The 13,748-nt window shown below is 71.9% G+C and carries 16 protein-coding genes and 1 tRNA gene; 6 read left to right on the top strand and 11 right to left on the bottom strand.

Features of this window, described 5'->3' with window-relative positions:
* The 5 genes from ACOJSN_RS06630 to ACOJSN_RS06610 form a co-directional block, all read right to left on the bottom strand.
* A partial coding sequence (locus ACOJSN_RS06630; RefSeq protein ID WP_420111718.1) for a transcription termination/antitermination NusG family protein occupies positions 1–348 on the bottom strand: 348 nt, incomplete at its 3' end.
* 50 nt (positions 349–398) lie between these two features.
* Complete coding sequence (gene secE, locus ACOJSN_RS06625; protein ID WP_420111717.1) at positions 399–911, bottom strand: preprotein translocase subunit SecE; 513 nt, start codon at positions 909–911, stop codon at positions 399–401.
* A 105-nt stretch (positions 912–1,016) separates the two neighbouring features.
* Positions 1,017–1,092: transfer RNA gene (locus tag ACOJSN_RS06620), tRNA-Trp, on the bottom strand.
* Between the two features lie 121 nt (positions 1,093–1,213).
* Positions 1,214–1,885, bottom strand: coding sequence for a response regulator transcription factor (locus ACOJSN_RS06615; RefSeq protein ID WP_420111716.1), 672 nt, complete (start codon positions 1,883–1,885; stop codon positions 1,214–1,216).
* Positions 1,882–3,564, bottom strand: a complete 1,683-nt coding sequence (locus tag ACOJSN_RS06610; RefSeq protein WP_420111715.1) for an ATP-binding protein — start codon at positions 3,562–3,564, stop codon at positions 1,882–1,884. Before ACOJSN_RS06610 ends, ACOJSN_RS06615 begins: the two co-directional genes overlap by 4 nt.
* Between ACOJSN_RS06610 and ACOJSN_RS06605 the strand changes: the two genes are divergently transcribed.
* Positions 3,556–4,134, top strand: a complete 579-nt coding sequence (locus ACOJSN_RS06605) for a hypothetical protein (protein ID WP_420111714.1) — start codon at positions 3,556–3,558, stop codon at positions 4,132–4,134. The genes ACOJSN_RS06610 and ACOJSN_RS06605 overlap by 9 nt on opposite strands.
* 28 nt (positions 4,135–4,162) lie before the next feature.
* On the opposite strand, the gene ACOJSN_RS06600 is transcribed toward ACOJSN_RS06605, so the two are convergent.
* The gene (locus ACOJSN_RS06600) at positions 4,163–4,513 is read right to left on the bottom strand and encodes a hypothetical protein (RefSeq protein ID WP_420111713.1); all 351 of its coding nucleotides are present in this window, start codon (positions 4,511–4,513) and stop codon (positions 4,163–4,165) included.
* On the bottom strand, positions 4,510–5,730 hold the full coding sequence (locus ACOJSN_RS06595) for a phosphotransferase (protein ID WP_420111719.1): 1,221 nt from the start codon (positions 5,728–5,730) through the stop codon (positions 4,510–4,512). Before ACOJSN_RS06595 ends, ACOJSN_RS06600 begins: the two co-directional genes overlap by 4 nt.
* Positions 5,731–5,967: 237 nt before the next feature.
* Here ACOJSN_RS06595 and ACOJSN_RS06590 point away from each other — a divergent pair, with 237 nt between their 5' ends.
* Genes ACOJSN_RS06590 through ACOJSN_RS06580 form a run of 3 tightly spaced genes read left to right on the top strand, consistent with a single transcriptional unit; the run spans position 5,968 to position 8,484 of the window.
* A complete protein-coding gene (locus tag ACOJSN_RS06590; protein WP_420111712.1) occupies positions 5,968–7,005 on the top strand; it encodes an adenosine deaminase in 1,038 nt (345 codons plus the stop codon).
* Positions 7,006–7,009: 4 nt separating this feature from the next.
* A complete protein-coding gene (locus tag ACOJSN_RS06585; RefSeq protein ID WP_420111711.1) occupies positions 7,010–7,768 on the top strand; it encodes an alpha/beta fold hydrolase in 759 nt (252 codons plus the stop codon).
* A complete protein-coding gene (locus ACOJSN_RS06580) occupies positions 7,765–8,484 on the top strand; it encodes an esterase/lipase family protein (protein WP_420111710.1) in 720 nt (239 codons plus the stop codon). Before ACOJSN_RS06585 ends, ACOJSN_RS06580 begins: the two co-directional genes overlap by 4 nt.
* 106 nt (positions 8,485–8,590) lie before the next feature.
* Here ACOJSN_RS06580 and ACOJSN_RS06575 read toward each other — a convergent pair whose 3' ends face one another.
* Together ACOJSN_RS06575 and ACOJSN_RS06570 are read right to left on the bottom strand one after the other, a co-directional pair.
* A complete protein-coding gene (locus ACOJSN_RS06575; protein ID WP_420111709.1) occupies positions 8,591–9,652 on the bottom strand; it encodes a UDP-N-acetylmuramate dehydrogenase in 1,062 nt (353 codons plus the stop codon).
* Positions 9,653–9,665: 13 nt separating this feature from the next.
* The gene (locus ACOJSN_RS06570; protein WP_420111708.1) at positions 9,666–10,868 is read right to left on the bottom strand and encodes an MFS transporter; all 1,203 of its coding nucleotides are present in this window, start codon (positions 10,866–10,868) and stop codon (positions 9,666–9,668) included.
* Positions 10,869–10,976: 108 nt separating this feature from the next.
* Between ACOJSN_RS06570 and ACOJSN_RS06565 the strand changes: the two genes are divergently transcribed.
* The gene (locus ACOJSN_RS06565; protein WP_420111707.1) at positions 10,977–12,014 is read left to right on the top strand and encodes a LacI family DNA-binding transcriptional regulator; all 1,038 of its coding nucleotides are present in this window, start codon (positions 10,977–10,979) and stop codon (positions 12,012–12,014) included.
* A gap of 1 nt (position 12,015) precedes the next feature.
* Here ACOJSN_RS06565 and ACOJSN_RS06560 read toward each other — a convergent pair whose 3' ends face one another.
* A complete protein-coding gene (locus tag ACOJSN_RS06560; protein ID WP_420111706.1) occupies positions 12,016–12,720 on the bottom strand; it encodes an NAD(P)-dependent oxidoreductase in 705 nt (234 codons plus the stop codon).
* A 76-nt stretch (positions 12,721–12,796) separates the two neighbouring features.
* On the opposite strand from ACOJSN_RS06560, the gene ACOJSN_RS06555 reads away from it, so the two are divergent.
* Positions 12,797–13,444 (top strand): TetR/AcrR family transcriptional regulator C-terminal domain-containing protein, encoded by a 648-nt coding sequence (locus ACOJSN_RS06555; protein WP_420111705.1) that lies wholly within the window; start codon positions 12,797–12,799, stop codon positions 13,442–13,444.
* A 7-nt stretch (positions 13,445–13,451) separates the two neighbouring features.
* Here ACOJSN_RS06555 and ACOJSN_RS06550 read toward each other — a convergent pair.
* Positions 13,452–13,748 (bottom strand): MaoC/PaaZ C-terminal domain-containing protein (locus ACOJSN_RS06550; protein WP_420111704.1); only part of this gene is annotated, 297 nt, incomplete at its 5' end.

Below are 13,748 nucleotides of genomic sequence, written 5' to 3'. Positions count from 1 at the left end.
CTTGCGCACCGAGTTCTTCATCTCGACGACTTCTTCCATCGGCACCTCGACCTGGAAGATGAACTCCTCCATGTTGAGGGACTGGATGCGCGACTCGAGGTTGGCCTTGACGCGGTTCTCGTAGCCCGCGTAGGAGTGGATCACGTACCAATCACCCGGGAGCATCCGCAGCTCGCGGCGGAATGCGTCGATCGGGTCTTCCTCGGTCTCGTCCTGGTCGATCTCGGGCTCGACGACGGCGGTCTCCTCCGCGGCCTCGGGAGCCTCGTTCGAGGCGTCGACGACGGCGGTCTCGTCCTGGTCGACCTCTCCTGCCTCGTCGGGCTGGTCGAGGGGCTGCTCGGACACGGTGACCTGCTTCCTTCTGAATGGGGGCTTGGTGCTGACGGGCTCGGCGGTCAGCCGCCGAACGCCCAGAGGATGAGCTTGCCGACGGCGAAGTCGAGGACTCCCACGTAGGCCATGACGATCAGCACGAACACGATGACGACCGCCGAGTACGTCACGAGCTCCTTGCTGGTCGGGGTGACGACCTTGCGCAGCTCGGAGATGACCTGGCGGACGAACAGCACGATCGCGGCGATCGGGCCTCGACGCTCTTCCTTCTTGGCCTGCGGGCCACGCGCGCCGGTGGGCCGCCTGGTCGGCGACGCACTCCGCGCGGCCTGTCCGCCGGAGCGCTTCTTGGCGGCGGGCCGCTCGGACTTGCCGGCCGGGACGAGCTCCTTGTCGGCGGAGTCAGCCTCATCGGCGTCGGGCTCGTCGTCGGTGTGCTCGACGGCGTCGCTCGGCTCGTCCGTCACGTCGTCCGTCACGTCGTGTGTCGCCTCGGCCCCGTCGTCCTGGGCGTCGTCGAGCCGACCCTCGTCGTCGTCGGGCGTGCCCTGCGACGCGTTGGTGGACCTGCTCACTCGTACTTCCTCACTGGACGGGGTGCGGCATGCCGCTCGACGCGACCTGGACGGGCCGTTCGGGCCCCACCGGGGACGCGCTGAGCGACCTCACGGATCGGGGCCTGGCAGGGCAGGAGGGACTCGAACCCACAACCGCCGGTTTTGGAGACCGGTGCGCTACCAATTGCGCCACTGCCCTACGACGATCTCCGCCTCCAGCACCCGCTTCGCCTGACCACAGCCGGGCAGCGACGAGCATGGCGGAGGAAACCACCGCCGTCGAGTGTACCTGCCCAGCCCGCTCGGGTCGAACACGGCACTCAGACGAGCCGGTAACCCATGCCGCGGACGGTCTCGATACGCGCAGCGCCCACCTTCTTGCGCAGGTACCGCACGTACACGTCGACCACGTTGCTGCCCGGGTCGAAGTCGTACCCCCACACACGCGAGAGGAGCTGTTCGCGGCTGAGCACCTGGCCGGGGTTGCGCAGGAACGTCTCGGCGAGGGTGAACTCGCGGGCGGACAGGTCCACCTCGGCGTCGCCGACGCGCAGCCGGCGGGTCCGGAGGTCGAGGCTGAGGTCACCGTGGCCGATCACGTTGGCCTCGGCGCCGGATGCGCCGCCGGTGTCGCCGTGACGCAGCCGGAGCCGCACCCGGGCGAGCAGCTCCTCGAACCGGAACGGCTTGGCCATGTAGTCGTCCGCTCCGCCCTCGAGCCCGGCGACGGTGTCGGTCACGGAGTTGCGGGCGGTGAGGATGATCACCGGTGTGGTCACGCCCGTGCTGCGGATGGTGCTGAGCACCTCGAACCCGTCGATGTCGGGCAGGCCCAGGTCGAGGATGAGCAGGTCGAAGTCGCCACTGGTGGCGAGATCGACGGCGTCGCGACCGGTGGTCACGTGCATCGAGGAGTAGCCGGCCGACTTCAGCCCCTTGGACACGAAGGAGGCGATGCGTTCCTCGTCCTCGGCGATCAGGATCTGACTCATGACTCCTCTTCCGGGGCGCCGAGCAGCTCCTGCTCGGCGGTGTCGGGCGTGCGCGGCAGCACGATCGTGAAGGTACTTCCTGCGCCGGGTGTGGAGGTGACCTCCACGTCGCCGCCGTGCGCCTGGGCGATCGAGCGCACGATCGTCAGGCCGAGGCCCGAGCCCTCCACCCCCGCACTGTCGGCGCGGGCGAAGCGCTCGAAGATCCGGTCCTGGTCGTCCAGGGCGATGCCCACGCCCTCGTCGCGGACCCACAGCCGCACGGTGGCGTCGTCGGCGCTGGAGCCGAGTGCGACCGTACTGCCGTCGTCGGAGAACTTGACGGCGTTGCTCGCGAGCTGCAGCCAGGCCTGGGTGATCCGGTAGGGGTCGAGCTCCATCTCGACCTCGGCGAGCGAGTCAAGCATCCACCGCCGCTCCCCCAGCGGCTGGGACTTGATGTGCAGCTCGTCGGTGAGCACCGCGATGTCGGTGGGCTGCATCGTCACGAAGTCGGGTCGCCGTGACTTGGCGAGCGTGATCAGCTCCTCCACGAGCCCGTTCATCCGGTCCAGCTCGTCCAGCGCGAGCGCACGCACCGCGGCGGCGTCCTCGGCGTCGGAGGTGTCCATCAGCTCGAGGTGGCCACGGATCACGGTGAGCGGGGTACGCAGCTCGTGGCCGACGTCGTCGAGCAGCTCACGCTGGGAGGAGAACGCGTGCTCGAGGCGGTCGAGCATGCCGTTGACCGTGACGGTGAGCTCGGCGAGGTCGTCGTTGCCGACCACCTCGATGCGACGCGACAGGTCCGAGGAGCTGATCTTCGACGCCGCGCTGCGCAGCAGGGCGACCGGTTTGAGCAAGTCGCTGACGATGAGGAACCCCAGTGCCCCGATCAGCAGCACGGCGCCGAGCGCCACGAGGGCATAGGTGCGGTAGTTCTGGGCCAGCTGGGCGTGCTCCTCACCACGGTCGAAAGCGAGCACGAGGGCGCCGGTATCACCGCCCGGGCCCACGACAGGGACGATCGCCACCCGGTAGGAGCCCATCTCGGTGTCGATCGTGGTGATCAGGCGGGCTTCCTCCGGCGCGGTGGCCATCAGCTCGGCGCGCTCCTCGGTCCGCGGGCCGAGCTGTGCGATCAGCTCAGCGTCCCGCTGCAGCTGGTAGGGGTACTCCGCCGGTGCGTTGTAGGTGTGAACGCCCTCGACGAACCCGGCCATGCCCTCGTTGGGACTCGGCACGATGCGGCCCATGGCGACGAGGAGCAGCTCGGTGACGTTCTGGAACGGCTGCCCGGTCTTCGGGTCGACGCCCTCGTTGGCCAACGTGAGGAACTCGTCTCCGCTGCGGTCGAGGCTGGCCTGCATCCCCTCATCGAGGCGTTGCCGTTCGAGCACGTACGCGGTGGTCCCGGCCACCAGCAGCGCGAGCCCGCTCAGCAGGATCAACGCGGTGAGCACGCGGGTGCGCACGCTCCAGCCCGGGCGCCGCCGGGTGGCGGTGTCGCGCTCCTCGGCGTCGGCCGGCTGCTCGCCGCTCATCGGCACAGTATCTCCGGCTGTCGGCTCCTCGACCGGCGCAACCGCCGGCTGCTCGCGCGTGGCGGCGCCGACCGGGAACTCCTCGGTGTCGGGACCGGGCGCGAACGAGGACCGACCCCGGGCGGGGTGCCCGGGGTCGGTGAGGCCGTGCGTCACGGTGCTCAGTCGCCGGAGTCAGCCGAGGGGGCCGAGGCGGGGCTGGCGGGCGAGTTCGCGCTGACCGGCGACGGCGCGCTGGCCGGGCTCGCAGGCGAAGCCGGGCTCGGCGGGGTGGCCGGGGAGGCGGGGCTCGGCGGCGTGTTCGGCGAGGCCGGGCTCGGCGGCGTGTTCGGGCTGGCAGGCGTGTTCGGGCTGGCAGGCGTGTTCGGGCTCGCCGGGGAGGCCGGCGTGTTCGGGCTGATCGGGCTGACGGCGGTCACCGACGACGTGGCCGAGTCCGAGGCGATCTGGGTGGGATCGGTGGTGGGGTCCGGCGTCGGCTCCACCGAGGTGCTGGTCTCCGCGGGTGCCTGGAGGACCGCGCCATCGCCGTTGGCGTCGATCGAGTCGGCGGCCGCCGCGACGGCGCCGACGCCGATACCCACGGCGCCGAGTGCCCCGGTGACGATCCATGCGGTGCGCTTGTTCATGATCCTTCTCCTGCTGATGGTGGGCGGGACGCCCGGTGAACTTGCTGACCCTGAAAGACTCGCGGCCGCCGGTGAGAGGCCAAGGAACCGGCGGTGAGAGACCTCTCAGGTTCGTGAGAGGGTCCTCATCCGCTGTCGGCGCTGGGGGCTGAGGCCGCCGAGGCGGGTGACGGCGGTGTGGGCGGGGTCGCCGGCGAGGCCACCACCGGCGATGGTGCCGAAGGCGCGGTGGGCGAGGGCGGCGTGGGGGCACGCGTCGAGGTGGGCGACTCGCTCGGCTCGCGGGTGCTCGGCTCGGTGGTCTCGTCGGACGGCGAGGTCGTCGAGGGCGTGGTCGACGACCCCGGAGCTGCCTCGGTGACAACGGCGCCATCGCCGGTGACATCGTCGAGGTCGGCTGCGTGGACGATCGCCACGCCGGATCCGGCCACGATCCCGAGCGCCCCGGTCACCATCCAGAGCGTGCGTCCCTTCATGCGACACCTCCATGGTCGGCCCGCCCGACGGCGGCCAGGGCGAGATCGAGTCGGGCGTGGGCCTGGTCGGCGCTCGCCCCCGCGACGAGCGAGATCAGCACGGCGGCGGTGCGGGCCTCGAGCTCACGCGGGTCGGTGACGGCGGCGAACGCCTCGCGCCAGCGGGCGGTGACCTCGGGCACCAGCGCGTACGTCTGCGGCGCCAGCGCCGGCAGCACCAGCAGGTGTGCCAGCAGCGTGGCGAGGTCGTCGGCTCGCCGGCCGGGGCCGAGCGAGTCGACGTCGATGACTCCGGCGACCCGACCGCCGTCGACGAACAGGTTCGCCACGTTGAGGTCGCCGTGCGTGGGCACCGCGGAGGCGACAGCCTCGGCCGCGAGCACGGCGCTCACACGGCGAGCCACGCCGTCGACCTCGCTCGCGCGGGCCGGCAACGCGCTCCGGGCAGCGGCGGCGTGGAAGTCGAGCCGGTCCACCCAGGAGGGTCGCAGCGGCAGCTCCGCCACCTCGGCAGGCATGGAGTCCAACGCAGCGAGCACGCTCTCGGGGGCGGGAAGAAGTCCCGGCTCACCAGCGGCGAGCGCCTGGGCGAGCGAGCGACCGCGCGCGGGAGCGAGCACCAGAACACCCGGCTCGGGCTCGGCGAGCACGGCCGGCGCACCAAGGCCGGATCCTTGTAGCACGTGGTGCCGCTGCACCAGGTCGCTCGCGCGGCGCGGCCGGACGACCTTGAGATAGAACGTGTCCTCACCCACGTGGGCGGCCACCACGGCGCGGCGGGTCGGTCGGTAGGAGAGCACGCTGAGCGCCGGCCGCTCGCCGCGGCCGAGCCAAGCGCCGACCTGTGCGGGGTCGAGGGCGCCGCGCAGACCGGGCAGCGCAGGGTCGTCGGCGCGACGCCAGACGCGAAGGCTGCGAGCGCCGTCGTCGAGCACGGCGACACCGTCGGTGTGGTCGTGCCGGGTGGGCTCGGAGGTACTGGCCACCAGCACCTCGCCCAACGGCGCGCCAGCGTGCGTGACGTCATAGCAGACGCTCACGCCGGCGCCGGGGCGGTGGTGCACCGCGAGCACACGCACCTGCAGGTCCATGTCCGCCGGCTCGGACCCGAGCAGCGCCGCGCGCACGATCTCCGGTGCCTCCGGCCCGGTGAGCAGCGCGAGGTCACCGTCTTCGCCCACCCTGGCGGGGGCGGCGTGGCGGGCAGGCGCGGTCATGGTCACGATGACACCACACCACCCCGGACGGTGCCGGAGATGAGAGGAAGATGAGAACTCTCTCATGTCCTCGGGCAGCACCCAGCGGTCACTCAAGTCCCAGCCACGCGCACCAGCGGTCAGTGTGGTCCCACCTCGAGCCCGCCCGTGGGACCACACTCACCGTCCGCCAGGGCAAATCGGACCGCACTCACCGCCAGCCCGCCCGCTCGCGCTGAGGCACGGCAGGATGGCGGGGTGGTTCGAGATCTGCGCACGCTGCCGAAAGCGCACCTGCACCTGCACTTCACCGGATCGCTGGCGCCGGAGACGCTCATCGACCTGGCGCGCGAGCAGGGGCGACGGCTGCCGGAGTCGCTGATCGACGCCGTGGTGGACCGCGACCCGGTGCGGCTGCCGGCGAATGAGCGCGGCTGGTTCCGGTTCCAGCGCATGTACGACGCCGCGCGTGCCGTGGTCACCTCGGAGTCCGTGATGCGCCGGCTGGTGGACGAGGCGGTCGCAGCCGACGCCGCAGAGGGGTCGGTCCGGCTCGAGCTGCAGGTCGACCCGACCTCGTACGCGCCGTTCGTCGGCGGCCTCCCGCCCGCGCTGGAGATCGTGCTCGACGCGGCGCGCGGCGCCGCGCGCCGGCACGGCATCGAGGTCGGCATCATCGTGGCCGCCTCGCGGATGCGGCACCCGATGGACGCGCGCACGCTCGCGCGCCTCGCGGCGCGGCACGCAGGCCCCGACGGCGTGGTCGGGTTCGGGCTGTCCAACGACGAACGTCGAGGGTCGACGGCGGAGTTCGGGCCGGCGTTCGCGATCGCACGTCGAGCGGGACTTGCCTCGGTCCCGCACGGCGGCGAGCTGCTCGGACCCGGACACGTGAGCGAGGTCCTCGACTCGTTGGCGCCGGACCGGCTCGGGCACGGCGTGCGCACGGCCGAGGACACCGAGGTGTTGAGCCGCGTGGTCGACGCCGGCGTGGCCCTGGAGGTGTGCCCCACGTCCAACGTCTCGCTCGGCGTCTACCCCACCGTGGCCGACGTGCCGCTGCGGCAGCTCGTCGACGCCGGCGCCCGCGTCGCCCTGGCCGCCGACGACCCGCTGATCTTCGGCCCCCGGCTGCTCGAGCAGTACCAGCTCGCCCGCGACGTGCACGGATTCACGGACAGTGAGTTGGCAGCACTGGCTTCCGCCTCGATCGAGGCGAGCACCGCGAGCGAGACCAGCAAGAAGACGATGCGCTCCGCCGTCGAGCGCTGGTTGGAACAACCCGACGTAGGGTGACCGCGTGGCACGCAAGGAGCGCATGGCGCGACGGACCGTCCGGTACAACGGGTCGCGGATGCGGGTCCGGGAGCTGCGTGGGGATCGCGAGCGCACGTTCGTGCTGGTGCACGGGATCGGGGTGTCGTCGACGTACTTCGAGCCGCTGGGTTACGCGCTGCACCCCCACGGTGAGGTGCTGCTGCTCGACCTTCCGGGCTTCGGCGGCATCCCGCGGCCCAAGCGTCCGCTGACGATCTCCGGGTTCGCGGACATCGTGCGCGCCGGCCTCGAGCACGAGGGCATCGAGAACCCGGTGTTCATCGGGCACTCGATGGGAGCGCAGGTGGTGGTGGACCTGCTGTCCCGGCACGACGTCTCCAGCCACACGGTGCTGATCGGACCACCGGTCAACCCCGCCGAGCCGGGGGTGGGGCAGCAGGCGTGGCGCCTGCTCCAGTCCGCGGCGTACGAGTCGCGTCGGCTGCGGGTGCTCGCCTCACGCGCCTACCTGCGCTGCGGGCCGGCCTGGTTCATCGAGGTGCTGCCCTCGATGATGCGATACCCGATGCGGGAGCAGCTGCCGCAGGTGCGGTCCGAGGTGCTGCTGCTCACCGGTGAGCACGACACCGTGGTGCCGGAGCCGTGGGTGAGCGAGATGCTCTCGTTGCTCCCACACGGCCGCGCCGAGACGATTCCCGGGGCCGCGCACAACGTGGTCTACGAGCACTCCGACCAGGTCGCAGCGCTGACGCTCGCGCATCTCGGCCTCGACCCCTCGTGATCAGACGTCTGATCGAGATCCCGCTCCGCGGTCTCGCGTGGGCGGCGGACTACGTGTTCGTGGTGCGATGGCAGGCACGCAGCCTGTTGCGGCGGCGCCCCGCGTGGGCACAACACCGCCCCGACGCCCATGGCGTTCCCGTGGTGCTGCTGCCGGGGATCTACGAGTCGTGGCGGTTCCTGGAGCCGCTCGGGGTCCGGCTCGCCGAAGCCGGGCACCCGGTGCACGTGGTCGACCTCGGGTTGAATCACCGCCCGGTCGCGGCCCTGGCACACAAGGTCGCCAAGGCAGTGGCGACGGCGGAGGTCACCGGGGCGGTCGTCGTCGCCCACTCCAAGGGTGGGCTGATCGGCAAGCAGCTGATGCTGAACGAGCACCGCGACGCCGCCCGGGGTGGCGTGGCGCCGCGGGTACGCGGCATGGTTGCGATCAACACCCCGTTCGGCGGGTCCCGCTACGCCGATTTCGTGCCGCTCGCCTCCGTGCGCGCGTTGAGCCCGACGGCGTTGCGCGCCCTCTCCGGGCAACGTCAGGTCGACGACAAGATCACCTCGGTCTACGCCTCCTGGGACCCCCACGTGCCCGAGGGCAGCGAGCTCGCCGGCGCCACGAACGTGCGCGTTCGCCATCGCGGCCACTTCCGCGTGCTCGGGATCCGGTCGGTGCAGGACGAGGTGCTCGCCGCGGTCGAGCGCACGGCGGCGCCCCGGGCGTGAACCCGCCGCGTCACCTCAGCTCGCTCGAGATCGCTGGAATGGGTCGAGATCGCTGGAATGAACATGCGATCTCGACCGAGAACAGCGATCTCGGGAACGGCAGAGGCTACAGCGAGCAGCCGACCAGGACCGGCTCCGGCTCGAGCGTGATGCCGAGGCGGTCGCGGACGCCGTCGCGGATCGTGCGGGCGAGGTCGAGCAGGTCGGCGGCGGTGGCGGATCCGCGGTTGGTCAGCGCCAGCGCGTGCTTGGTGGAGAGGGAGGCGGCGGCGCTGCCGCCAGGGACCGCGTAGCCCTTGTCGAAGCCTGCGTGCTGGATCAGCCAGGCGGCGCTGGTCTTGACGAGGCCGTCGCCCGCGGGCCACCGGGGCGCGGCGTCGGGCAGCGGAGCGTCCACGGGCAGCACAGGGTTCGTGAAGAACGACCCGGCGCTCCAGGTGTCGTGATCACCACCGTCGAGCACCATGCCCTTGCCGGCACGAAGCCCCAGCACGGCCGCGCGGACATCGCACGCCTCGACCCGCTCCCCCACCTCGACCCCGAGCGTACGGGCGAGCTCGGGGTAGGCGATCGGGGCCGAGCGGGTGGCCAGCCGCATCTGGAACATCACGCGCAGCACCACGTAGCGGGGCGTCGGGTACCAGCCGGCGTCGCGGCGCAGCGACTCCTTGAGGATCGACGTGCGGTACCCGAACCCGAGCTCGCCGCGGGCGAGGGTGCGGAAGCGGCGCTCCTGCCGGTCCCAGGTGCGGACCATCGCGACGACGTCGGCCACCTCCTGCCCGTACGCCCCCACGTTCTGCACGGGGGTGGCGCCGGTGCTGCCCGGGATCCCGGAGAGCGCCTCGATCCCGGTCCAGCCCTCGGTGACCGCACGCAGCACCACGTCGTCCCACGGCATCCCCGCGGAGGCCCAGAACGCGGCACCGCCGCAGGCATCCTCGGACTCGACCGCGATCTCGCGGCGGGCGTCGCGCACCACCACGCCGTGGAAGCCGGCATCCGCCACCAGCACGTTCGAGCCGCCACCGAGCACCAGCAACGGCTCGCCGGTCTCGTCGGCTGCAGCGATCGTCGCGACGAGCTCCTCTTCGCTGCCGGCCTCGACCATCCGCCCGACCGGACCTCCGACGCGCAGGGTCGTGAGGTCGGCGAGGGTGCGGCTCATCGGGCCAGGGTAGTCACGCCTGGTCACCGGCATCGGCCGCAGCGCCAGCTCGCGGTGCCGCCGCCGGAAGCGCGAGCAGGCTCGCCACCAGCGGCACGAGTACCGCCAGCAGCGCGGTGCGGTAGCCCACGTGGTCGGCGAGCAGCCCCAGCAGCGGCGGGCCGAGCAGGAACGCGGTATAGCCGATCGTCGAGACCACCGAGAGCCGTGCCGCCGCATGCCGCGGGTCGTCCGAGGCGGCGCTCATCCCCACCGGGAAGCCGAGCGCCGCGCCGAACCCCCACAGCACGGCGCCCGCGAGCGCGATCGGCAGGTTCGGTACGAGCCCGAACACCGCGAGCCCCACGATCGCGAACCCGGTGCACAGCCGCAGCACCAGCAGCCGCCCGAACCGGTCGAGCAGCCACGTGCCCACGAACCGCATGATCGTCATCGCGACCACGAACACCGTGAAGCCCAGCGCCCCGGTGCTGTTGGGCACCTCGAACCCGTCGACGACGGCGAGGGCCAGCCAGTCGTTCGCGGCGCCCTCGGTCAGTGCTGCCGAGAGCACGATCAGGCCGATCAGCAAGGTGCGCGGCTCGAGCCAGGTGCGGGCGAAGCTCGTCCGGGCGACCGGTGCCTCGCCGTCGGCTGGTGGCTCGACGTCGGGGAGGAATCCGCGCACACAGGCGAGCACGGCCACCACCACGAACCCCAGCGCCACTCCGAGGTGCCACGGCAGCCCGATGTGGTGGCTGCTCGCGACCGTGCCTCCCGCAGCGCCGAGCACCGCACCGAACGAGAACCCGGCATGGAACCACGGCATGATCGAGCGGGACAGCGATCGCTCCACCACGGTGCCGGCGAAGTTCATCGCCATGTCCCAGGACCCGATGCCCATCATCGCGGCGAACAGCCCGGCGGCCACCCCGACCGCGTTCCCCTGGCTCACCCCCACCACGGCGCCGACCAGCCCGAGCGCGGCCAGCACGGCACCGGCGGTCACCGTCAGCCGCGACCCGATCGCCGCCACGATTCGCCCGGTCACCGGCAGCGACAGCAGCGACCCGCACGCACCGACCAGCAGGATCACGCCCATCTGATCCGGCTGCAGGCCGAGCTCGTCGCGGACCGTGGGCAGCCGTGACGCCCAGCTCGCGAAGGTGAGTCCGCTGAGCACGAACACGGCGAACACGCACGCGGCGGCGAGCCGCACTCGCGGTGGGTGGGTCATGGCTCCCCGAGACCTGGTGAGAGAACAGCGAGCGATGAGCTCCGCCGTCGGGCGAATCGATTCGAAGACTAGGTTAGGCTGACGCGCCCCGGGAGAAGGAGCCCATCGGTGGGGCGAAGCGCGACCACACTGACCGATGTCGCACGCGCGGCAGGCGTGTCGCTGTCCACGGCGTCGCTGGCGTTCTCGGGGGCCGGGCCCATCTCGGCGAGCACCCGGGAGAAGGTGCTCTCCGCAGCCGCGGAGCTGGGCTACCACGGGCCGGACCCGGTGGCGGCGTCGCTGCGCCGCGGGCGATCGGGCGTGATCGGCGTGGTGATGGGCTCAGCGGTGAGCCGCTCGTTCCGCGACCCGGTCTCGATCCAGTTCCTCGACGGCATCCTCACCACGCTCGCCGGCAAGGACTACGGCACGCTGATGCTGCCCGCCACCGCCTCCGACGAGGAGCCCGCCTCGCTGCTGACGCACGGCGCGATGGACGCCGCCGTGCTGATGGCGGGCGCGGTCACGTCGAAGCAGACGCTCGCCGCCCTGCGCGCGCGCAACCTTCCGAGCGTGCAGATCGGCGGCACCGGTCGGCAGAGCCTGTCCGTGCGGGCGCGCGACAAGGAGGGCATGCAACGGCTCGGCGAGCACCTGCTCGAGCGCGGGCACAGCCGCGTGGGCGTGGTGACGCTGCCCTGGTACGCAGGCGCCGAGACGGGCGAGCTCGACTACGCCACCACGCGCCGCCCCGCCGCGCCGATCACCGCGCGCCGGCTCGACGGTCTGCGCGCCGCCGGCATCGAGCCCGTGGTGATGTGGCAGGCGGGCGCTTCGCTGGTCGAGGAGGGCATCCAGGCCGGTCGCGCGATGCTCGCCGGCCCCGATCGCCCGACGGCGCTGGTCGGGTTCAGCGATCTCCTCGCCGCTGGATTGCTGCTGGCCGTGCGGGAGGCAGGGCTGGCGGTACCCGACGACGTCGCGGTCGCCGGCTTCGACGGGATCGACCTGCCCTGGCTCGGCGGGGATCGGCTCACCACCGTGGTGCAACCGATCGCCGAGATGGGCCGCGTCGCCGCCGAGACGGCGCTCACGCTCGCCGGCGGCGGCAGCGCGCGCTCCACGACGCTCGAGGTCGAGCTCCGGGTGGGCACGACCACCTAGCTCAGGCGGGTTGCGCGTGCGCCTGCGCGCTCGCCGACAGCCGACCGACGATCGCCGGCGCCTGCTGCACGAGCTCGTCGTCGGTGAGGGCCTCAAGCATGAACAACGCGAAGTCCACGCGACGGGTCAGATTGCTCGCGAGCGCGGGATCCCCGACGTGCTCGCGCCATACCGGCAGCCCCTGGCTCTCACCCTCCTCGAGGTCGCTGCCGCGAACCACGGTCCAGCGGCGGTCGCTGGCGAAGATGCGGCGGCACGCCTCGACCTGGTCGTCGATCTCGGCGACGCCGAGCCAGCGCATCAGAGGCGTGGTCACCCGCACCAGGGTGCGCAGATGCCAGCTGTAGACGTCCCGACCGTCACGGCTGATGTGCCACCCGCACGAGAACACCAGGCTCGCGCCCGGCTCGGCGTGATCGAGCACCGCCTGCGCTGTGCCGGAGGAGTACTGCTGTCGACCCCACGGCACGAGCACCACCAGCACGCCGTCGCAACCGGCCACGGCTCGCTGGATCACGTCGGGGTCGTTGGTGGGTCCGGGCACGATCGTGATCCGGTCGGCGACGTCCGCCAGCTTCTCGACGCTGCGCTCGCGGCAGACCGCGACCACCTCGTAGCCGCGCTCCAGCGATTGCTCGACCATGTACCGGCCGAGCTTGCCCGAGGCGCCGACGATGCACACCTTGCTGATCGTGTTCGTTCCCATCGCGGCCTCCCGACCGTTCGTTCTTACAATGTAAGGCAGCGTAGACTTACGACGTAAGTTCGTCAAGGGAGGATCGATGCCGGCAGCTCGGCGAACACCTCTGACGCGTGAACGCGTGGTCGCCGCTGCGATCGAGCTCGCCGACGCGAACGGCGCGGCAGGAGTCACCATGCGCGCCGTGGCAGCAGCCGTGGGCGTCGAGGCGATGTCGCTCTACCACCACGTACGTGGCCGCGAGGCACTCCTCGACGCGATGGTCGATGCGGTGTTCGCCGAGATCGAGCTACCCGATCCACGGGCCGAGTGGCGCACCGCGATGCGGCAGCGGGCGGAGTCGGCGCACACGGTGCTGCTGCGACACCGCTGGGCCGTGGGGCTGATGGACTCGCGCACGAACCCCGGTGTGGCCACCTTGCGGCACCACGACGCGGTGCTCGGGTCGCTGCGGTCAGCCGGGTTCTCGGTCGTCGGTGCGGCACACGCCGTCTCGCTGATCGACAGCTACCTGTACGGCTTCGTGCTGCAGGAGCTGAGCCTGCCGTTCATGAACGGAGGCGAGGTGGCCGAGGTGGCCGGCGGCATCCTCGCCGGGATCGAGCCGGGCGACTTCCCGCACCTGACCGAGATCGCCACCGAGCACGCGATGCAGCCCGGCTACGACTACGCCGCGGAGTTCCAGCACGGCCTCGCGCTCATCCTCGGTGCGCTCGAGCCGGAGGGGTGAGAACGGCTCAGACCACACGCACGTGCGCCTGTGCCTTTCCGAGTACCGTGGTGCCGTCCACGCTCACCGTCAGGTCCACACGCGCCGTGCCCGCGTCGGGTTCAAGAGCCCCGACGGCGGCCCGCACCGACACCTCGACCTCACCCGGGTCCGGGACCACGATCGGGCGGGTGAACCGGCAGCCGAACGAGACCAGCCTGGCCGGGTCGCCGAGCCAGTCGGTCAGCGTGGCACCGGCCAGCCCCATGGTCAGCATGCCGTGGGCGATCACGCCGGGCAGGCCGACCTCGGTGGCGAACCGCTC

The organism is Pseudactinotalea sp., assembly GCF_048594945.1.
In the GTDB taxonomy this organism is placed as follows: domain Bacteria; phylum Actinomycetota; class Actinomycetes; order Actinomycetales; family Beutenbergiaceae; genus Pseudactinotalea.
Note: the sequence above shows the minus strand (reverse complement) of the source record. Positions and strands in the feature narration are given on the sequence as shown.

Bases quoted from the DNA above. Each gene is read 5' to 3' on its own strand.
- ACOJSN_RS06615 (WP_420111716.1), bottom strand. From the start codon at position 1,885: ATGAGTCAGATCCTGATCGCCGAGGACGAGGAACGCATCGCCTCCTTC.
- ACOJSN_RS06600 (WP_420111713.1), bottom strand. From the start codon at position 4,513: ATGAAGGGACGCACGCTCTGGATGGTGACCGGGGCGCTCGGGATCGTG.
- ACOJSN_RS06560 (WP_420111706.1), bottom strand. From the start codon at position 12,720: ATGGGAACGAACACGATCAGCAAGGTGTGCATCGTCGGCGCCTCGGGC.
- ACOJSN_RS06575 (WP_420111709.1), bottom strand. From the start codon at position 9,652: ATGAGCCGCACCCTCGCCGACCTCACGACCCTGCGCGTCGGAGGTCCG.
- ACOJSN_RS06595 (WP_420111719.1), bottom strand. From the start codon at position 5,730: ATGACCGCGCCTGCCCGCCACGCCGCCCCCGCCAGGGTGGGCGAAGAC.
- ACOJSN_RS06555 (WP_420111705.1), top strand. From the start codon at position 12,797: ATGCCGGCAGCTCGGCGAACACCTCTGACGCGTGAACGCGTGGTCGCC.
- ACOJSN_RS06570 (WP_420111708.1), bottom strand. From the start codon at position 10,868: ATGACCCACCCACCGCGAGTGCGGCTCGCCGCCGCGTGCGTGTTCGCC.